The sequence below is a fragment of the Fructilactobacillus sp. X8R1C1 genome (genome assembly GCF_059900945.1).
Genome location: NZ_JBWXVH010000003.1, coordinates 1 through 20,748, shown reverse-complemented (window position 1 = coordinate 20,748; position 20,748 = coordinate 1). Strand labels below are relative to the sequence as shown.

The 20,748-nt window shown below is 40.0% G+C and carries 19 protein-coding genes and 5 tRNA genes; 4 read left to right on the top strand and 20 right to left on the bottom strand.

Annotated features, from left to right (window positions below; genetic code table 11):
* Positions 1-23: 23 nt before the first annotated feature.
* Together radA and AC6UD1_RS03405 are read right to left on the bottom strand one after the other, a co-directional pair.
* On the bottom strand, positions 24-1,406 hold the full coding sequence (gene radA, locus AC6UD1_RS03410; RefSeq protein ID WP_500707305.1) for a DNA repair protein RadA: 1,383 nt from the start codon (positions 1,404-1,406) through the stop codon (positions 24-26).
* Between the two features lie 15 nt (positions 1,407-1,421).
* Positions 1,422-1,958, bottom strand: a complete 537-nt coding sequence (locus tag AC6UD1_RS03405; protein ID WP_500699879.1) for a dCTP deaminase/dUTPase family protein — start codon at positions 1,956-1,958, stop codon at positions 1,422-1,424.
* A gap of 157 nt (positions 1,959-2,115) precedes the next feature.
* On the opposite strand from AC6UD1_RS03405, the gene rpiA reads away from it, so the two are divergent.
* Complete coding sequence (gene rpiA, locus AC6UD1_RS03400) at positions 2,116-2,805, top strand: ribose-5-phosphate isomerase RpiA (protein ID WP_500694485.1); 690 nt, start codon at positions 2,116-2,118, stop codon at positions 2,803-2,805.
* A 91-nt stretch (positions 2,806-2,896) separates the two neighbouring features.
* Here rpiA and AC6UD1_RS03395 read toward each other — a convergent pair whose 3' ends face one another.
* From AC6UD1_RS03395 to AC6UD1_RS03385, 3 genes are read right to left on the bottom strand one after another with little or no spacing between them, the layout of a single operon-like run.
* Positions 2,897-3,568: a 2,3-bisphosphoglycerate-dependent phosphoglycerate mutase gene (locus AC6UD1_RS03395; RefSeq protein ID WP_500696157.1), complete on the bottom strand. Its 672-nt coding sequence runs from the start codon at positions 3,566-3,568 to the stop codon at positions 2,897-2,899.
* A 23-nt stretch (positions 3,569-3,591) separates the two neighbouring features.
* Positions 3,592-4,569, bottom strand: a complete 978-nt coding sequence (locus AC6UD1_RS03390) for a DMT family transporter (protein WP_500699881.1) — start codon at positions 4,567-4,569, stop codon at positions 3,592-3,594.
* A gap of 51 nt (positions 4,570-4,620) precedes the next feature.
* Positions 4,621-5,568: an AEC family transporter gene (locus AC6UD1_RS03385; RefSeq protein WP_500696159.1), complete on the bottom strand. Its 948-nt coding sequence runs from the start codon at positions 5,566-5,568 to the stop codon at positions 4,621-4,623.
* 189 nt (positions 5,569-5,757) lie between these two features.
* Between AC6UD1_RS03385 and AC6UD1_RS03380 the strand changes: the two genes are divergently transcribed.
* Positions 5,758-6,918: an LCP family protein gene (locus tag AC6UD1_RS03380; RefSeq protein ID WP_500707304.1), complete on the top strand. Its 1,161-nt coding sequence runs from the start codon at positions 5,758-5,760 to the stop codon at positions 6,916-6,918.
* Positions 6,919-6,982: 64 nt separating this feature from the next.
* Here AC6UD1_RS03380 and AC6UD1_RS03375 read toward each other — a convergent pair whose 3' ends face one another.
* The 7 genes from AC6UD1_RS03375 to AC6UD1_RS03345 all read right to left on the bottom strand — a co-directional run bounded on the left by AC6UD1_RS03375 (position 6,983) and on the right by AC6UD1_RS03345 (position 14,609).
* Entirely contained in the window at positions 6,983-8,425 is a 1,443-nt protein-coding gene (locus AC6UD1_RS03375; protein WP_500696788.1) for a catalase, read from the bottom strand.
* 135 nt (positions 8,426-8,560) lie between these two features.
* Positions 8,561-8,646 (bottom strand) — tRNA-Leu (locus AC6UD1_RS03370).
* Positions 8,647-8,702: 56 nt separating this feature from the next.
* Entirely contained in the window at positions 8,703-9,590 is an 888-nt protein-coding gene (gene thrB / locus AC6UD1_RS03365) for a homoserine kinase (RefSeq protein ID WP_500696162.1), read from the bottom strand.
* A 6-nt stretch (positions 9,591-9,596) separates the two neighbouring features.
* Positions 9,597-10,046, bottom strand: coding sequence for a SprT family protein (locus AC6UD1_RS03360; RefSeq protein ID WP_500707303.1), 450 nt, complete (start codon positions 10,044-10,046; stop codon positions 9,597-9,599).
* Positions 10,047-10,058: 12 nt separating this feature from the next.
* Positions 10,059-12,227 (bottom strand): Tex family protein, encoded by a 2,169-nt coding sequence (locus tag AC6UD1_RS03355; RefSeq protein WP_500707387.1) that lies wholly within the window; start codon positions 12,225-12,227, stop codon positions 10,059-10,061.
* 65 nt (positions 12,228-12,292) lie between these two features.
* The gene (nadE, locus tag AC6UD1_RS03350; RefSeq protein WP_500707302.1) at positions 12,293-13,132 is read right to left on the bottom strand and encodes an NAD(+) synthase; all 840 of its coding nucleotides are present in this window, start codon (positions 13,130-13,132) and stop codon (positions 12,293-12,295) included.
* 10 nt (positions 13,133-13,142) lie between these two features.
* Complete coding sequence (locus tag AC6UD1_RS03345) at positions 13,143-14,609, bottom strand: nicotinate phosphoribosyltransferase (RefSeq protein ID WP_500707301.1); 1,467 nt, start codon at positions 14,607-14,609, stop codon at positions 13,143-13,145.
* Positions 14,610-14,698: 89 nt separating this feature from the next.
* Between AC6UD1_RS03345 and AC6UD1_RS03340 the strand changes: the two genes are divergently transcribed.
* The gene (locus tag AC6UD1_RS03340; protein WP_500707300.1) at positions 14,699-15,433 is read left to right on the top strand and encodes a WecB/TagA/CpsF family glycosyltransferase; all 735 of its coding nucleotides are present in this window, start codon (positions 14,699-14,701) and stop codon (positions 15,431-15,433) included.
* A gap of 41 nt (positions 15,434-15,474) precedes the next feature.
* Here the strand turns inward: AC6UD1_RS03340 and AC6UD1_RS03335 are convergent, their stop codons facing one another.
* From AC6UD1_RS03335 to AC6UD1_RS03320, 4 genes are all read right to left on the bottom strand, one after another.
* Complete coding sequence (locus AC6UD1_RS03335; RefSeq protein ID WP_500694496.1) at positions 15,475-16,176, bottom strand: GntR family transcriptional regulator; 702 nt, start codon at positions 16,174-16,176, stop codon at positions 15,475-15,477.
* A 69-nt stretch (positions 16,177-16,245) separates the two neighbouring features.
* Positions 16,246-16,317: transfer RNA gene (locus AC6UD1_RS03330), tRNA-Gln, on the bottom strand.
* A gap of 8 nt (positions 16,318-16,325) precedes the next feature.
* Positions 16,326-16,408: transfer RNA gene (locus AC6UD1_RS03325), tRNA-Tyr, on the bottom strand.
* 128 nt (positions 16,409-16,536) lie between these two features.
* Positions 16,537-18,021 (bottom strand): peptide MFS transporter, encoded by a 1,485-nt coding sequence (locus AC6UD1_RS03320; RefSeq protein ID WP_500694497.1) that lies wholly within the window; start codon positions 18,019-18,021, stop codon positions 16,537-16,539.
* A gap of 130 nt (positions 18,022-18,151) precedes the next feature.
* Between AC6UD1_RS03320 and mscL the strand changes: the two genes are divergently transcribed.
* Positions 18,152-18,526, top strand: a complete 375-nt coding sequence (gene mscL / locus AC6UD1_RS03315; RefSeq protein WP_500694498.1) for a large-conductance mechanosensitive channel protein MscL — start codon at positions 18,152-18,154, stop codon at positions 18,524-18,526.
* 35 nt (positions 18,527-18,561) lie between these two features.
* Here mscL and glnA read toward each other — a convergent pair whose 3' ends face one another.
* From glnA to AC6UD1_RS03295, 4 genes are all read right to left on the bottom strand, one after another.
* On the bottom strand, positions 18,562-19,902 hold the full coding sequence (glnA, locus tag AC6UD1_RS03310; protein WP_500694499.1) for a type I glutamate--ammonia ligase: 1,341 nt from the start codon (positions 19,900-19,902) through the stop codon (positions 18,562-18,564).
* A gap of 11 nt (positions 19,903-19,913) precedes the next feature.
* On the bottom strand, positions 19,914-20,297 hold the full coding sequence (locus AC6UD1_RS03305) for a MerR family transcriptional regulator (protein WP_500694500.1): 384 nt from the start codon (positions 20,295-20,297) through the stop codon (positions 19,914-19,916).
* Between the two features lie 245 nt (positions 20,298-20,542).
* Positions 20,543-20,615: transfer RNA gene (locus AC6UD1_RS03300), tRNA-Thr, on the bottom strand.
* 56 nt (positions 20,616-20,671) lie between these two features.
* Positions 20,672-20,744 (bottom strand) — tRNA-Asn (locus AC6UD1_RS03295).
* Positions 20,745-20,748 lie beyond the last annotated feature (4 nt).

Below are 20,748 nucleotides of genomic sequence, written 5' to 3'. Positions count from 1 at the left end.
AGACCAATTGAAATGAAAATATTTTACTTTTTTAATGCTGTTTTGAGAGCTTCGGTAATGGTTGAAACTCCTATGACCTGAATATTTTTAGGTGGGGTCCATCCCTTTAGATTATATTTAGGAACCAATACGCGCTTAAAGCCTAGTTTCTGGGCCTCAATAACGCGTTGCTCAATTCGATTGACCCTTCTAATCTCACCAGTCAAACCAAGTTCACCAATGTAACACTCTTTTGGATCGGTTCCAATATTCTCATAACTTGACGCAATGCTAATTGCCATTGCCAAATCAATGGCCGGTTCATTAAGTTTGACCCCACCAGCAGCTTTTAAATAAGCATCCTGGTTTTGTAACATCAATCCAGCCCGTTTCTCAAGAACCGCCATAATCAGTGAAACACGATTTCGATCCAGTCCAGACGCAGTTCTTTGCGCATTCCCAAAAACCGAGGGAACAATTAAGGCTTGAAGTTCAACCAGAATCGGACGAGTTCCTTCCATTGCTACCACAATTGCTGATCCGGTAGCGTTCTTCAAACGCTCCTCTAAAAAAATCTCAGATGGATTCTTGACTTCTTTTAGCCCATCTTCATCCATTTGAAAAATTCCGAGCTCATTCGTAGATCCAAATCGGTTTTTAACGGCGCGTAGTAATCGATAAGAATGATGTTTGTCCCCTTCAAAATAAAGAACGGTGTCAACCATGTGCTCTAAAGTCTTTGGGCCGGCAAGCGTACCACCCTTAGTAACGTGCCCCACCAAGAAAATGGTGATACCATTGGTTTTTGCGATGTTCATTAAATCCGAGGTAACGCCTCGAACCTGCGTAACGGACCCAATCGCAGACGGGATCTCATCTTCTTGCATGGTTTGAACGGAGTCAATGATAACGGTGTCCGGCTTCACTTCTTCAATTGCCTTCCTGATTGAAGTCATATCCGTTTCCGGATAAAGGTATAAGTTCCCTTTTTCAGAAACATTGAGGCGATCAGCTCTCATCTTAATTTGATCGGCACTCTCTTCTCCTGAGACGTACAGTACCTTTTGTCCTGAGGCTGCTAATTGACCGGAGACTTGGAGAAGTAACGTTGACTTACCAATCCCCGGATCACCACCGATTAGGACCAGTGAACCTGGAACCACGCCTCCGCCAAGCACCCGATTCAGTTCATTTGAATCAACCTGAATCCTCGGAGCACTTTCAGCGCTAACTTGTCTAATTAGCTGGGGTCGCGACTTAGTCCCACTCAGTGAAACCCGACTCACGTTCGCCTTTTTGGTATCATTTTTTTGGACCGTTTGTTCAACCATCGTGTTCCATTCACCACAGTTAGGACAACGACCTAGATATCGTGGTGATATATATCCACAGTTGGAACAAACATATTGCGTTTTTGCTTTAGCCATTAAATCATTTCCTAACTATTTGCCAGAAGAACCAAATCCCCCATTTCGAGTCAGCTTTGGTCCCTCATCTTGATCCGCAAGTAAATAAGGCATAAAGATTCCTTGTCCAATTCGATCACCTTTTTTAATCTTACGGTCGACGATTCCAAAGTTTAGAATCTGGACAAAAATTTCACCCTCATTACTTTCATTATTGTAATAATCAGCGTCAATAACACCGATCCCATTCGGAATTACTAAGTTTCGTTTCAAAGGATTACTTGAGCGATTCGCGATTATCAACACTTCATTTGGCTGCATGTAAGCCTTAATTCCCGTTGGAACCAAAAAGGGCTTTAAAGCATTCTCTGAATCCATGATATCTTGTTGATCTAACTTTCTTCTAGCCTTAATGATACCAAATGACCGAATTAAACCAGTTTTCCAGATTGACGGAATAACCATGTCAACGGCACTGGCAAAGTCATATCCGGCAGCCTTTTCAGTTGCTCGTTTTGGCAAAGTCAAGCCGTCATTCTGATATTTTGAAACAATCTCAAAGCCTCTTTGCATCTTCTAATACCTCTTTATTCTCAAAAATTCCTACTATTATTTTACCAGTATTTCTTAAATTTTGACATTGCTTGACAAAATCATAAAGACCATTGAAAATTAATAATAGTGGTCAAGTTACTAAAAGTAACGACTTAATTTGAAGGGGAACAATCAAATGAATTCAGCAGATCAGCGAGAATTAAAGAAACACGTTGGAAAAGAAGCTGTTAAGCACGTTAAGGATGGGATGGTCTTAGGTCTTGGGTCTGGTACCACCATCAAGTACATGGTAGACGCACTGGGAGAGCGCATCAAAAATGAACATCTAAATATTATCGGTGTGCCAACCTCCAGTAAAACTAAGCGTCACGCGGAAAGTTTAGGCATCACTACTAAGGATGTTGACGAAGTCGATCACATTGATTTAACCATTGATGGGGCCGATCAAATTGACAAAAATTTTCAGGGAATTAAAGGCGGTGGAGCCGCTCACCTGATGGAAAAAATCGTTGCCATTAATTCTGATCGCAACATGTGGATTGTTGACGAAAGTAAGATGGTTAAAAAACTCAATTTTCCACTTCCACTTGAAGTAATCCCTTATGGCAGTGGCCAACTCTATCGTCGGCTTAATCGGATGGGACTTCATCCGAAATTTCGTCAAAGCACGAATGGAGGAAAATTAACAACCGATTCTGGTGACTACATTATTGACTTAGGCTTACCTGAAATCACGACTCCCGTTCAACTGGGCAAAAAACTTGATAGTATGACAGGAATTGTGGAACATGGGCTGTTCTTGAACATCGTAAATACCATTATCGTAGAACATCCCGACGGACCGGAAACAATTGAAGCTCGCTAATGATTTAACCGACCCAAAAATAACTACGCAACTATCATCAAAATCTAAATAACAAAAGGACGAAAACTTTGATTGAGTTTTCGTCCTTTTGTTATTTAAGGTAGGTCTTATCTAAAATATCTAAATCTGGGTCAAAGGTATAAATGATCGGCTTCCCGTTTTTAACTTCCACGCCATCAATTCCTTTATCACTGATATTTTCTAAATATTTAATTAAAGCTCGCAGTGTGCTTCCGTGAGCAACTATCAATTGATTTTTACCATCCAACAATTTGGGGGCAATCGAATCCTGCCAGTACGGAATCATCCGGTCATAAGCCATTTTAAGGCTCTCTGCTGGTGGCTCAATTACACCTAAGCGCCGATATTTTCGAATCGGGAACACCTGATCTAATTTAGGGGGAACAGCGTAAAAACTCCTGCGCCACTTCATAAACTGTTCGTCTCCGACCCGCTTTCTAACTTCCTCTTTATTTTGACCCCTAAGAGCACCATAGTGTCGCTCATTTAAGCGCCACGTCTTATGTTCAGGAATAAAATCCTGGTTGATCACGTCCAAAACAATGTCAGCGGTGACAATCGCCCGTTTTAAGACTGATGTATGAACATCACCAAACTGAATCCCGGTCTGACCTAAGCGTTTGCCGGCCTTAATTGCCTCTTCTACGCCCTTCTTAGTCAGTGGAACATCACTCCATCCAGTAAAGGTATTAGTGTGATTTGCGACACTTTCACCATGTCTCATAATTACTAACTTACTCATACAACCGCCTCAATAAACTAAATTTATTTACCTTCTTCAATCGTCTGATCGTCTAACATGGTTGAATCGGTCTCTTTATAACGCTCACCTACAAACGTAACCACCGAACCAATCAGGATAATCACAATTCCTACAATGGTAGGCAGATTAATCTTTTCACCCACAAAAATCATTGCTAAGACTGGAGCTAAACCAGGTTTAATAAAGAATACCAAGGACGCAATTGAGACCCCTGATTCTTGCATTGCTAAAAAATAAAACGCAAAACCGCCGCCGGTTACACAGACTCCGATAAAGAATAAAATCCAGAAATTTTGTAAATTAACGTCCTTTAAGATCGGAATGGATGCAAATTGACTCAACCATCCCACCGATTTCATCCCACTTGAAACAAACGGGATATTGGTAATCAATGATAAAACAAATAACTCCAAAGAACCAGCAATAAAAGTGAAACAAGTGATGGTCACTCCATCTAATTCTCGTTTAACCGAGCAATACTGCGACAAAATACTGTAAAAGCCGAAAGTAACAGCCGATAAGAGTGACAAAATAATTCCAACTGGGTTAGTTAAGTTAAATGGATTAACAATCACAATTAAGCCAATGACCGAAATGATTAATGAGATTAAGTTGGCCCGTCCAATTCGCTCATGCAAAATGAAATATGCAAAGATTACGGCAAAGACCGGATTACAACTAAACAGGACGGCCACAATGGCTGGCTTATCATACACAATCGCTAACTGGTACAGCGTCATACTAATTACCACACACGCAAAACCAGTAAACGCAAACGTCTTCCAATCCTTTAAGTTGATTTTGCGTCGTCGTTTATGTAATTCATACCACGCAAAGGGTAACAAGACAATCCCACCAATGAAGAAACGAAGTAAATTCAACTGAATTGGATTAAACTCACTTCCTGCCACCTTTAGGGCAATCTCCATCGAACTAAACATTAACGTCGAAATTAACACATAAATCACTGATTTTTTCACTTTAAGCTACTACTCCCATTCTTTACTTGTCTATTTTTCAATTGACTCGTCTTAACGGATTTGTTGCACAATCACCATTAAAATGGGCAAAACAATTAAACTGATGATCGTGGTTTCAGCGACCATCAGTGAAGCATAATCTGCATCCGCACCATACTTTCTGGCTACCACTGGTGCATTAGTCATAACCGGCATGGCAGCCTGCATAATGAAGACTTGTTTCATCAAAACTGGCATCCCAGTTGGAATAACCAACAGTGCCATTAAAATTGGTGAAATCACGAATCGACCCAGTAAAATTCCCCAATTAGAAGAACTAAAGTCAAATTTGTTAAAGTTGATATTTGCCATCGAAATTCCAATGAACATCATTGAAAGTGGGATGGTTAACCCACCAATATATTGGAAATCACTCATTAAAAAGTTGGGAATTTTAATTCGCAGTAAAACTAAAATCACCCCAAAGATAAATCCCAGCAATGGTGGTGACAAAATTTTACTCACGGTCTTTTTCCAGTCAAACTTGGAATTAGCGTCCCCATCACGTTGGATTAAGTAAACACCAATGGTCCAAAAAAAGGTCGTATTAGCCATGTAGTAAACTAACACGTACGGTAAACTTTTGGCCCCAAACAGAGCCATATTAACTGGCAATCCGACAAAGACAGTGTTTGAATTTAAAAACATCGATTCAAACACCCCCCGATGATACTTTTTAATTCGAATCACCCGGGCAATTGCCACCGAAATCCCAAACATGATTAACATACTAACGACCGGAAATCTTAAGTCTGGCAACGTTGAAAGTAACGTGTCGGTCGTAAAATCGCGACCAATCGTATAGATCATGTAACACGGCAAGGCTACGTCAATAACCAGTTTAACAATTAAGTTAGTTGAATCATCATTAAACCAGTGACGTTTAGCTAAAACAAAACCGAGCACGATCATGATCAGTACAATTAATATCCCTGATATACTCTTAAAAAAAATACCCATTTGATCATCCTATTCTTGTAAGTTTTACTTAAGTTATTGTACCACACGATTTTACACCACTAGAAATTGCCCCAATAAGAATAATACGGTTATATTAAAATCTACTAAAAAGTTGAGAAATAACTAGCGTTAGCTGCCATAACTGCTATATAATTTGGGGCAGTATTAATAAATAAGCGGGGAATAATAATGTCAAACTACGATAATAATAATGACGACAATCGCGAATATAGCCGGCGAGCTGGTAATCCACATTTTTCCGAACCAAAGTCAGAGCCAGCCGTTGACTATGATAACGAGCCGCACCATCCAGTTGCCTGGACTTTTATGGGTATCATCTTATTGATTGTCATCATTGCCCTTGCTTTTGGTTTCCGTGCTTACACCCAGGCTCGTCATTCCTTTGGAGGAACGTTTCAAGACGATGGAATTGGAAAATCAAGAAACGTCTCAAATCTTCTAAAGAAACGAAAACCGTTTTCAATCTTACTAATGGGAACCGACACGGGCGCCCTTGGTAGACACGACGTTGGCCGCACCGACACCATTATCGTCGCTACCGTTAACCCGCAAAAGCAGACCACTTACTTAACCAGTATCCCCCGCGATACCAAAGTCGTGGTCGACGGTGACTCACAGCCATACGAAAAAATCAACGCTGCTTACACCATCGGTGGTCCAAAGACTGCCATTTCAACTGTCCAGCATCTCTTAAACGTTCCCATCGACTACTTTGCGATCGTTAACATGGGTGGTTTAAAACAGATGGTTGATTCCGTTGGGGGTGTCGAAGTGAAGCCACCATTGACGTTTAAGTATGGGAATACCAATGTAGTTAAGGGCAAAATGACCCATCTAGATGGTGATCAAGCCCTTGATTATTCTCGAATGAGGGATGATGACCCGAAAGGTGACTACGGTCGCCAACAGCGACAACGGCAAGTCTTAGAAAAATTAGTGATGAAAGGAATGGGAATTTCTTCCATTCCCAGGTACCAACAAATTCTTGAATCATTAAATGGAAACCTCAAAACCGATTTATCCTTTGATGACATGATTGCCATTAGATCTAAGTATGGTCCAGCCACTCATCACATCAAGTCTGAGACCCTTCAGGGGAATGAAGCAATGATTAACGGAGTCAGTTATCAAGTCGCCCAACCAGACGAATTGATGAACGTCTCAAACCATATTCGAACCACCTTGAATTTACCGCAAGCTAAGGGTTTAACTCCTAAACAACAAGAAACCAATTCCCCTAGTAATGGTGATCCATCCAACAACAATACTGCTACCAATGATTCATCAGGGAGTACCACCGATCCAAACTCAACGGCACCAGCATATTAAAATAGACTTGTAAGAATAGGGCTAATAACCTATCTTGCAAGTCTATTTTTATTTATGGGATCTTTTATCTAATTTCATTTAAATCAAGACCAAGAGCCTTTGTTACTCGAGTCCCATACTCTGGGTCAGCCTTATAAAATTGTCTGGTTTCTAGGATTTGGATCTCATGATTATCAACGGAACCAAGCGTTTCTTTGATCGTATTAATCAGGCGATCACGTTCCTCCGGTTTCATTACATGATACAACTTTCCGGCTGCACTATAGTAGTCAGTGTCATATGGTTTAAAAGCTCCGGTTTCACCTTCCACTTTATCGGGACTGATTGAAGCACTCAGATCTTCAACTGGTCCTCCCTTACCGTTTGGTTCATAGTTGACCGATCCGTCTTGTCCTTGTGCCATTTGACCATCACGTTCGTAATTTTCAACCTTGTCTAAGGGACGGTTGACCTTTAATTGTTCATAATTAGCTCCTAGACGATATCTTTCCGCGTCCTTATACGCAAACAACCGTCCTTGAAGTAACTTATCAGGACTTGCTTCAATCCCAGGAACCAGGTTAGCGGGTGAGAAAGCTAATTCTTCCACATCGTCAAAATAGTTAGTTGGATTTTGGTTTAAGGTAAATTCCCCAACTTCTTGTAGTGGGTAATCCTTATGAGAAACCACCTTAGTTACATCAAAAATATCTGGTTTGTAATCAATTCCTGCTTGATAAGGGATAATCTGAACATAAACTTTCCATGTTGGATAGTTCTTTTGTTCAATTGCATCGTATAAATCATGAATTAAATAATCGGTATCTTCAGTTGCTGCTTTTGAAGCTTGTTCATTAGTCATGTTCTTAACCCCTTGTTGACTAATGAAGTGATACTTAACCCAAAATGGAGTCCCTTCTTTATTAACCCACTTATACGTGTGACTTCCATAACCATTCATTGTTCGATAACTAGCCGGATTACCACGATCACCCATCAGGTAGGTGACCTGGTGAACCGATTCTGGTGAATGAGACCAAAAATCCCACTGCATCTCTTGTGAACGTAAATGAGTCTTAGGATCACGCTTCTGGGAATGAATAAAGTCAGGAAACTTAAGCGGATCGTTAACAAAGAACACCGGAGTATTATTACCAACAATGTCGTAATTGCCTTCTTGCGTGTAGAATTTCAACGCAAATCCACGAACATCACGAACGGTGTCAGGATAACCAGCTTCACCCGCAACCTGCGAGATTCTAATGGTCATTGGGGTTTCTTTGCCCACACCATTGAATAAATCAGCTTTAGTGTACTTACTCATGTCATGTGTAAGTTTAAAAACGCCCTTGGCACCAGCACCTTTAGCATGAACGACTCGCTCTGGAATCCTCTCACGATTAAAATGAGCTAACTTTTCTAGTAATTGATAATCCTGCATCAAAACAGGACCACGAACACCAGCTGTTTGAGAATGTTCGTTATTAGCCCACGGTTGACCAGCTTCGGTTGTTAATTTATCTGACATAATTATCACACCATCCTTGTTAATTAATCGTTCACTTCTTAGATTAATCGTGCACAACTTAATGTCAACAAAAGAGACTTAGAATTAAAAAGAACACCATATCTTAAAATGATATGGTGTTCTTGAATTAAATGATGCGGCCAAGAAGACTCGAACTTCCACCGGGATAAATCCCGACAAGATCCTTAATCTTGCGCGTCTGCCAATTCCGCCATGGCCGCATTGCTACAATAAACATCATAGCAAATTTAACGAGATAGCGCAATGAATTTTTTAATTATTCTTCACCACGAATCGTGGCACCATCCCTATCAAGGTCAACTAACTTACATACTCCATCCAATTGATCGTTACTTTCAATCTTCTGTTGTAACTTGGTGAGTTGGTCATAATCTCCTAGCGTGATAATCGATGAACCCACTCCACTAATGTAAGTTCCGTAGATTCCTAGTTCATGAGCAGTCTGTTTAATTACTTTGAAGTCTTTAAAATCATTACCCTGTCCAGTGCGAACCAGACTATCAGCTTCAATCATTCGGGCCGCTTTATTCCAATCATTTTGCATTAATGCAGCGACAAAAACGTTCGAAGCGCTACTAGTCTGTACCTCTTGACCAAACGTAATTTCCTTTGGGAAACGTTCCATTCCCCTCTGTTGGGTAATTTTCTCATTTCGAATGAAAACCAAGGCTTGCATTTCATCGGGCATATGAGCTTTGACAACGTCAGTCTTTCCATCCTCATAGTGAGAAATTGTTATATCTCCCAGAATGGCTGAGGCAATGTTGTCAGGATGTCCTTCCATTCGACTACCAATGTTAATTTGGTCATTAACTGATAAGTTCATATTTTCAAGCTTGTTAGCAATTTTAATTCCCGCAGCAATCGCCGTGGTACTAGACCCAAGCCCCTTTTCCAGTGGAACATCTGACATTACCGTTAGTTGATGGGGCATGATTTTAGGGTTAACCTTTAAAATCGTTTGAACCACCAAATTTTTGTCATCGTGAGGAACTGAATCGCCAAACGCATGATTGACCCGCCACTTCTCAGTTTCTTCTTCAACGATCACCGTGTAATACATATGAAGAGCGAGCCCAACCGAATTATAGCCATTACCAACATTACCAGAAGTTGCTGGAACTCTCACAATAATTTTTTCCATGATACTTCACTCCTTCTTAACTAGTTTTAGCTTACCACGACACTTACTACATACAAAACGTGAAATATTAACCCGTCGCTTTCGTCGATATAATTGGCCACACTTAGTACACTCATAAAGATAATGATAAGCTGATTGTGCTTTCAAAATTGGAGCATAACGACTACCATCTACAGCTCTTAACAACTGCTTAAATTCTTTTGAACGATGATTAGCGGAATACCCTGCTAAATGAAGATGATAATGAACGAGTTCATGTTTAATGATTCCCACTAATTCTTCTCTAGAGATCCTCTTCGCCATCGTCTGATTAATATCAATATTATGGTCTTTAAGGTGGTATCTACCACCAGTAGTTTTCAATCGACCATTAAAATATGCGCGGTGCTTAAATGGTTTCCCAAATGACTCTAACGAGATTTGTTCCACCAGTTTCTGTAGTTCATCGTCATGCAAATAAGTTCGCTCCTATTCTGGACCAACCATGGAAAGTTTAATTCGTTTTCGATCTAAATCAACACTTAACACCCACACGTCGACAATGTCACCAACAGAAACAAGCTTTGCTGGATCCGATATAAACCGATCACTCATTTTTGAAATATGAACGAGACCATCCTGTTTTACTCCAATGTCGACAAACGCACCAAAATCAGTAACATTGCGAACGGTTCCCTGTAATTTCATTCCCGATTTCAAGTTTTCAATCTTCATGACATCCGATTTAAGCAACGGCTTCGGCATCGTATCACGTTGGTCACGTCCGGGATTTTTCAAACTAGCTAAAATATCTTTGACCAACTGCTGATCAATTGATAGTGATTGTGATAAATCAACTTCATTTGCTTTTTCAAGCTTTTTTCGACCTTCATCAGAACCAAAATTATCAATTGTAAGTCCCATTGCTGACAAGATTTGTTTAGCTTGACGATAACTTTCTGGGTGAATATCAGTATTGTCCAATGGATTCTTGCCATTAATGATACGTAAAAATCCAACTGATTGTTCAAAAGCCTTTGGTCCTAATCGTTTAACTTTTTTTAATTGATTACGGTTAGAAAAAGCACCGTTTTCATCCCGATATTCAACAATATTTTGTGAAGTGGATTTAGTTAATCCCGAGATGTGTTCAAGTAAATTTGGACTAGCGGTGTTCAAGTTGACCCCAACTTGGTTAACGGCAGTCTCAATCACCCGATCCAACTGTGCATCAAGGTTACTTTCAGAGACATCATGCTGGTACTGACCAACCCCAACCGCTTTGGGGTCAATCTTAATCAACTCAGAAAGTGGATCCTGTAGTCGTCTTCCAATACTAATGGCTGAACGTTCCTCAACGTGAAGGTTAGGAAACTCTTTTCGCGCATTATTACTAGCAGAATATACCGATGCCCCAGCTTCACTAACAATTACGTAATGAACCGGATAATCAATTGATTTAATTGCATCAGCAACAAATTGTTCCGATTCGCGTGATGCCGTTCCGTTACCAATTGCAATCATTTGAACGTGATACTTCTTAATCAGGTCAATCAACTGTTCTTTAGCTCGCGCTTGCTGTGCTTCTGTCGCTGGTTTAGTGGCTTTAATAATTTCCTTTGCCAAGAATTTACCGTTTGCATCAATGACCGCTAGTTTGCATCCCGTTCGGTACGCTGGGTCAAAACCAAGAACCACCTTACCCTTGATTGGCGCCTGCATTAACAGGTGATACAGATTTCTTCCAAACACTTCAATGGCATGATTTTCTGCGGCTTCAGTCATAGTGGAACGAATTTCACGTTCGATGGCAGGACCGATGAAGCGCTTATAAGCATCTTTTGAAGCGTCTTTAACAAAGTCAACTGCGGGACCATTATGATTACTAACCACATGAAAATCAATGTAATGCATAATGGCATTAACATCAACATCTAGTTTCACGGTCAATACCTTTGCCTTTTCACCACGATTGATTGCTAAAACCCGATAACTCGGAACCGTTTTGGCTCGCTCACTAAAATCGTAGTAATCACCATAAACGCCACCTTCGTCATTGACCTTTCCTTTAGGTTTAACCTTTGCCGCCAGCATAGCGTTTTTTAAGGTATAGTTTCGAATCCATTCCCGAAACTTAGCGTTGTTTCCAATGGCATCCGTAATGATTTCACGGGCTCCATCTAAAGCGTCATTAACGGAACTAACGTCGTGATCATCATCTATAAAGGACTTTGCCAGTTGTTTTAATGGCTCATTTTGAAACTTTAAAATTGCAGTTGCAAGTGGTTCTAATCCCTGTTCCCTTGCAACCATCGCCTTTGTTTTTCGTTTTTGCTTATATGGCAGATACAAGTCTTCCACAATCTGAATACTGTCAGCATTTAAGATGTCTTGTTTTAACTGCTTGGTTAATTGGCCTTCTTCGTCAATCTTTTTTACCACTTCTTCCTTTCGGTGGCTCAGCTTTGCTAGACGCTGGTAAGTATCCTCAAGTTCCCGAATGGAAACCTCATCCAAATTACCGGTTCTCTCTTTGCGGTATCGTGCAATAAACGGAACGGTATTACCATCCTCAAGCATTTCTAAGGTTTGTTGAATTTGTCGTTTCGAAATGTGTGGTAACGCTTTTGCAGTTTGATCAATTAAAGTTTTTTCCATTTTTTCACCATAATCTTTCAAATAAAAACTCCATTAAATAATTAACGGAGTTATTGTAATCAAATTTATTTCCAAAACGTATCATAAACATTAATGGGAAGGTGTCGCTTATGTTGAGTTTTCAAATACCAATTTTCAATCACATTAGCTGCACTAGAACTAATGTCCTGGCCTTCTAAAAAGTCATCAATATTTTTATAACTAACCCCAAGTGCTTTTTCATCTGGAAGAGCTGGACGATCATCTTCAAGATCCGCCGTTGGGGTTTTCTCGTAAAGGTTTTTAGGTGCGTCAAGGTACTCAAGAAGCGCACGACCCTGCCGTTTATCCAGTCGCCAAATTGGAACAATATCAGAAGCTCCGTCACCAAATTTAGTGTAAAAACCGGTTACTGCCTCGGCAGCATGATCAGTGCCAAGTACAATTCCTTGATTGGCACCAGCAATGGTAAACTGCGCAATCATCCGCGTCCGAGCCTTAATGTTGCCCTTATTAAAATCAGAAACGGAATCACCGTTAGCTTCAACCGCTTTTACCATTGCATCGACTGAATCCTTGATATTGACGCGTTCAACCCGATCAGCATCCATAAAATCAATGGCTTCCATGGCGTCCGATTCATCAGCTTGTTCACCATAAGGAAGACGAACCGCAATAAACTGATATTCAGTATCACCCGTTTCTTCCCTTAATTCATTCATTGCCATCGATGCTAATTTTCCCGTCAAAGTGGAATCTTGACCACCAGAGATTCCCAGTACTACTGATTTAATAAACGAATTCTTTTTAACGTAATCCTTGATAAAATCAACACTACGTCTAATCTCCGTTTCAGGATCGATCTTTGGTTGAACCCTTAAAGCACTAATAATCTGTTTTTGCAGTCGTTTTTGTTTCTCATCCATTACTATTCACCTACTCTAATTTTTGCTCAACCCCATTATGAATTTCATTAATCAAACTCATCTTGTGGTCCCATAATTTCTTAGAAAGATCAACTGGGTAATCTTGTGGATTTAACTGACGCTTGTACTCTGGCCAGAGTGCCTTCAAAGAATCGGTCGCATGCTGTTTAGTAGCCTCTAACGTCGGCATTTGATATACCTGCTTTCCATCTTTAAAGATATCCTGTAAGAGCGGTTGAGCATTAAAATTGGTAATAGTCTTGTTAATGTAAGTGAAATGCGGATGGAACATGTACACGGAAGACTGTTCACGTGGATCTTCACCATCAAGTGTGATGTAATCTCCCTCAGACTTACCGTCGTCTTTTTCAGTAATCCGCCAAACTTGCTTCTTACCCGGAGTGGAAACCTTTTCGGCGTTATTGGAAAGTTTAATGGTATCGACCATGTGACCCTGTTCATCTTCAACCGAGACCAACTTGTAAACCGCACCAAGTGCGGGTTGGTCAAAAGCCGTAATTAGCTTGGTCCCAACTCCCCAAGAGTCGATTTTGGCATTTTGCATCTTCAAACTACTAATGGTGTATTCATCAAGGTCGTTGGAAGCCACAATTTGAACATCCTTAAAGCCAGCTTCATCCAGCATTTCCCTCACTCTTTTTGATAAGTACGCCATATCACCGGAATCAATTCTGACACCTTGAAAGTTAATCTTGTTGCCCATTTCTTTTGCAACTCGAATTGCATTTGGGACCCCACTTTTAATGGTATCAAAGGTGTCTAACAGAAAAGTACAGTTCTTATGAGTTTGGGCGTATGCCATAAATGCATCATAGTCATTTCCAAATGATTCAATCAAAGAGTGCGCCATCGTTCCGCTGACAGGAATGCCAAATTCCTTACCGGCTAACACATTGGAAGTCGCGTTAAACCCACCAATGTATGCCGCTCTGGTTCCCCACAGTGCTGCATCAACTTCTTGGGCTCGACGACTACCAAACTCCATTAAAGGATTATTTCCAGCCACCATTCGAATTCGGGCCGCTTTAGTAGCGATTAAAGTCTGATAGTTCACCATGTTCAAAATAGCGGTCTCAACTAATTGACATTCCGCAATCGTTCCTTCAACTTGAACAATGGGCTCGTTGTTATAAACTAAATCACCCTCAACAGCAGAACGAATTGTCCCAGTAAACTTAAAGTTACGAAGATAATCTAAAAATTCATCGGAATAATCGCTAATTGACTTTAAATACTTAATGTCCTCATCAGTGAAGTTAAGGTTGTTGATATATTCAATAATGTGTTTTAATCCTGCAAAGACGGCATATCCATTTCCAAAGGGCATGTCTCTAAAAAAAACTTCAAATACAGCATGACGATTTTGCATATGTTTTTCAAAATAAGTTGCCATCATATTGATTTCATAATAGTCAGTGTGTAAAGTTAAATTATTAGGACTTTGTAATGTTGACATCTTTAATCTCCTCTAGCCATTTCAGGCTAAACTATTGTTGTTACTCGTTGCACATTATATCACATAATACCCAAAAAGAAGGCTAACAAATGACGCACAAATTCCCTACCACCAACATCGCTTCTATTCCCTTTATTAACGCGACTTTCACCGAATTTATGCAGGTGATTGAATCCCAAATAGACGACCACCAAAACACGTTTGTGGTAACCGCCAATCCAGAAATCGTAGTTTATGCTGATCGTCATCCTCACTACCAAAAAGTTTTAAAAGACGCCACTTACGTCGTGCCAGATGGGATTGGCATTATCAAGGGCGCCAAAATGCTAAATGACCCAATGCCAGAACGAATCACCGGTTATGACATTTTTAAAGCACTGTTAACTTGGGGAAACCAAAATAACAAGTCAGCTTATTTTCTGGGAGCCAAACCCGATGTCGTATTTGATTTACGAAAAGTCTTAACCGTTAACTATCCACATTTAAAAATTGTGGGGATGCAGGACGGTTATTTTAAAAACGACACTCCCATCATTAACAACATTGAAAACAACGACATTGACATGATTTTTGTTGCGACCGGTTTCCCTAGCCAAGAAGAATTCATAGCAAAATATCGAGCCAAAAATAACGGGCTGTGGATTGGGGTTGGAGGCAGCTTTGACGTTTTAGCTGGACACGTCAAGAGAGCTCCTAAGTTCTGGATTAATCATCACATCGAATGGCTCTATCGCCTTTTTAAAGAACCCACCCGTTTTAAACGAATGCTAGCCATTCCTGAATTTTTAAATTTAGTTAGAAAACAAAAAAAGGATGAGAAGTGATCTCATCCAACTTTACGAGCCCTCGTTAGTAGGGCTCTTTTTTATTTATTTAGGTAAAACTCAAATCGCTCAGCAGCGTACTGAGCCTGAACAAACTCAAATGGTTGCTGATTTTGAAGATAAGATATCTGTTTTAGCTTAAGAATGGGTGCCTTAACCTCAATATCCAGTAAATCAGCAATCCGATCAGTCGCTAAAATCGCCGAAATAAATTGCTTCGCGCTTCTTGGACGAAGTCCCTTCTTGTCCTCTAAAGAACGATACAGGGAACTAGAAACATCTTCTTCACTTAACCCTTCGACCATCGATGCATTAACAGCTGCCACTTCATAGCAAATCGGAATGTCGTCCCCATAGCGAATCCGATTCATCCGCAAAACCCGATCATCCTGACTCAGCCCCAAGACAGAGGCTTCCTTAAAGGTGGGCTCAACAATCTTATATGACAAGGTTTTGGTGGATGGCTTTTTTCCTTGAGCCAGCATAATGTTAGTAAAGCTGGTTACTCCGGACATTTTTTCTTGAACCTTTTGGTTAGTAACGTACGTTCCTGAGCCGGCAATCCGTTTTAATATTCCATCCTCAACGAGCGCTTGAACAGCTTGCCTGAACGTCATCCGACTTACTCCGTACTGTTCGGATAGTTTTCTTTCAGATGGAATCCGGGTTCCCACTTTCCAGCTTCCGTCTTCGATCTTACTCTTAATATCATCATGAATTTTAATATAAACAGGTACTGTCATAATTACTCCTACCTTGGCATAAAAAAATCGACTAACATTTGTTAGTCGATTTTACACCAATAATTAGTATTGGGCTAGCTGGGTTCGAACCAGCGCATCACAGGATCAAAACCTGTTGCCTTACCACTTGGCTATAGCCCAAGAATCAATGGAGGGGAGTGGATTCGAACCACCGAACCCGAAGGAGCGGATTTACAGTCCGCCGCGTTTAGCCAGACTTCGCTACCCCTCCATAATAAATGAGTAATTCGTAGTAACGAATCAACGTTTATTATATTACACGGGATCATGATGTTAGTCAATACTTTTTTTCAAAAAATAAAAGGCGCTAACTTTACAGCGCCTTTCATTATAGTGATTTTAATTTACTCCATCCATCAGTTTTTTAACTGGTTTGATCATCAATAATAAGACAATTCCAAACAAGATGGCTACAAGTCCAACGATTCCAAAGTACGCGATTTCGTGTCCCGGAGTGTAGAACTTAACGATTTGTGAGTTAACCGCCTGACCAGCAGCATCCGCTAAGAACCACATACTCATCATCTGTGATTCAAATGCTTTCGGAGCAAGTTTGGTGGTAACGGAAAGCCCAATTGGTGAAATCAACATTTCGGCAATTTCAACAATGGCCCAACTACCAATTAGCCATAGTGGGCTAACTTTAGCTGATGAACCAAATAGGAAAATTGGAATCATCATAAATAAGTACGAAAATCCAGCGAAAAACATTCCCCACGTAAACTTAACTGGAGAGCTGGGCTCTTCTTTTCTTTTAGCCAGATATGTCCATAAGAATGCGAACAGTGGTGTGTACAGCATAATGAACAATGGGTTAAGTGACTGATACCAAGTAGCATTAATATGCAAAAATCCAAGGTTATTGTTAGTTTGATTTTCAGCAAACAAAGCCAAAACAACGGAGCCCTGTTCCTCAATGGCCCAGAATACCGCAGCAGCGATAAATAATGGAATATAGGCAAGAACCCGTGAATGTTCTGTCTTAGTAACCTTCTTACTTCTCAAAATAACAACGAAGTAAATAATTGGGGTTAAAATTGCGATAATACTCAATAACAAAACAAAGTTATCAATACTCAAAACTTTAAAGTACCACATCCCCGCGATAATAACGGCAAATACAGCTAAGCCACCAATAATTTCAAGAACTAAACGATTCAAATCATCTGGTTCTAAGGGATCACTTGGATATAAGCCATCGATACTCAAAGTCTTTTTACCACTGAAGTAGTAGTAAATTAAAGCAAAGAACATTCCGATAGCGGCAAGTGAGAAACCAGCATGGAAATTAAAGTCCATTCCGACGGTCCCAACTAAGATCGGTGCGATGAACGACCCTAAGTTAATCCCAAAAACAAAAATGGTAAATCCAGTATCACGTCTTGGATCATTTTCACCATATAAGGCACCAACCATTTCTGAAACATTTGGCTTCAATAGTCCAGTACCAACGGTGATTAAGACAATGGAAATAAATAGCGCTCCGGCACCAAATGGTAACGACAGTACCACGTGCCCAAACATAATTAAAATTCCACCATACAGAACGGTCTTTCGACTACCCCAGACACGATCACTTAGATAACCACCTAACACCGACGTTAGAAATACTAGTGAACCGTAAATTGCCATAACTGAAGCTGCAGTGGTTGGAGAAAATCCTAATCCACCCTTGGCGACTGAGAAATACATGTAGTATAAAAGAATTGCACGCATCCCGTAGTAACTGAATCGTTCCCACATTTCAGTGAAGAACAGTGTTTGCAACCCTTTTGGTTGCCCAAAGAACGCATGGTCGAGACTCTTCTCGCCTTGTCCGTTCATAAAATCTCCTCCTGTCAATCTTTTAACAATTATCAGAAATAATACCATTCTTGATTTTCATTTACAATCATATCTCGACAAAAAGTTTGTTAGAATAGTGATTATCAAGGAAAAGGAAGTGGATAATACATTGTTCAAGGAATTTAAAGAATTTATATCACGAGGGAATGTGGTTGACATGGCCGTCGGAATTATCATCGGGTCTGCCTTCACTTCGATCGTGACTTCATTGGTTAATAACATTTTTAACCCGTTTATTGGACTGTTCTTAGGAAAAATCGATCTTTCATCACTTGCCATCACCGTTGGAAAAGCAAAGATAAAATATGGCTTATTTCTAAACTCAGTCATCAATTTCCTGCTGATTGCTTTCATCGTCTTTTTATTGGTCAAATTTATCAACAAATTAACTAATAAAAATCAAAAAAAGCAAGAAAAGAAGGCTCAAGAACCGAGCCTTACTGATCAATATCTAGCTGAAATTGTTAAACTGCTTAAAAAGTAATTCCTTAATCACACCAACGCTCTGTTGGTGTTTTTTTATAGCATATCTAGGTATCTGTCGCGTTCCCATTGAGAAACGTTTTGTCTGTAAGCATTCCATTCCATGTTCTTTGCATCCAAGTAATTTTGATACATGTGAGGTCCCATGGCTTTCTTCATAAGTGGATCAGCTTCATATGCTTTAAGCGCATTATGAAGGGTGGAAGGTAAGTTTTCAATATGATCTAATTTTCGTTCCTTGCCATCCATATGATAGATATTACGGTCAATTGGTTCACCTGGTTCAATTTTGTTTTTAATACCATCTAAACCAGCTTCAAGAATTGATGCAATTGCTAAGTATGGGTTAGCTGAAGGATCAACACTTCGAAGTTCAAGGCGAGTGCTAAGACCACGACTAGCTGGAACTCTAACTAATGGTGAACGGTTAGATGCCGACCATGCCACATAGACCGGTGCCTCAAAGCCAGGAACTAGTCGCTTGTAGGAGTTAACGATTGGGTTACATACAGCAGTTAATGCTTTAGCGTGCTTCAAAAGTCCACCTAAGAAGTAGTATGCCGTTTGTGATAATTCCAGGTCACCATCTTTATCATAAAAGACGTTGTCACCATCTTTATCAAACAATGACATGTTGATGTGCATCCCTGATCCATTGATACCATTCAGTGGCTTTGGCATGAAAGTGGCGTATAATCCATACTTTCTAGCAACTGTTTTTACAACTAACTTAAAGGTTTGAATATGATCTGCCGTAACCACGGCGTTGTCGTACTGAAAATCAATTTCATGTTGTCCAGATGCTACTTCATGGTGAGAAGCCTCAACTCGAAAGCCCATATTTTCTAATTCAAGAACCATATCACGACGAATATTGGCTGCCAAATCCATTGGTGCCAAATCAAAGTAACTTCCGTGATCATTCAATTCAGTGGTTGGATTACCCTTATCGTCCATTTTGAACAAGAAGAATTCAGGTTCTGGGCCAATGTTAAAGTTAGAAAAGCCCATTTCTTTCATTTCATCCAGAACACGCATTAAATTATTTCTTGGATCACCAACGAACACCTCGCCATCTGATGTATGAACACTACATGTCAGACGAGCAACCTTACCGTGTTCGTCACCCCATGGGAAGACCATCCACGTTGAAAGATCAGGGATCAGGTACATATCACTTTCCTCAATGCGTACGAAACCATCAATTGAAGATCCATCAAACATAATCTTACCATCTAAAACCTTGTTTAGTTGGTTAACGGGTACCTCAACGTTTTTGATGCTGCCCATCAAGTCAGTAAACATTAGTCGAATAAATCGGACGTCTTCATCTTTTACCATTTGGCGAATGTCGTCTTTTGTATAATCATGTACCATAAGTAGTCTCCTTATTTTAAATACTTACCCTGTTGCTTTAAATCAGAATCATCATACAAGCGTCCAGCTTTTAAAATATCGTCTTTCAAGTATTCGCGGACATCTTCATCACTAAGTGATTTATCACCACTATGTAAAAGTTTTCGACGACGTTGTTTCTCAAATACTCTTTTAACCTGAGCAATTGTCATTCCTTCAATAAGATAGTTGTGAATCTCAAGAATTTGGTCCACATTATCTAATGAATACAAACGTCGGTTTCCTGATGTTCGTTTAGAATGAACAAGACCATGATCATCGTAATACCTTATTTGTCTGGATGATAAGGAAGTAAGCTTCATAACCGTTCCCATTGGCAGAACCGCTAAAGATTTCCTCAGTACTTTTTCACTCATACGCATATCTCCTTGATATGACACCATTCTATTCGTTATTGATATAAGCGTCAATAACCTATGTTATGAAATGTAACACTGATCCAAGTTTAACATAAAACTTGCAATATAAAAAAAGACACAAGAAATAAATTCTTGTGTCTTCATGTATGTATGTGCATATTCAAGCACACCATTAGATTCTATTCACCCGTTATTTGCTATGCCAAAGGTTTAATCATCATTAAGAATGAATAAAAAATTTATGCCGGCTGCAGGACTTGAACCTGTGACCCTCGGTTTACGATACCGATGCTCTACCAGCTGAGCTAAGCCGGCAAAATGACGATAAATTAAAAGTGCTAACGGCAATTGTTGTTAGCACTCAGACATAGCTCCGGCAGGCGGGCTCGAACCGTCGACAACCTGATTAACAGTCAGGTGCTCTACCAACTGAGCTATGCCGGAATAA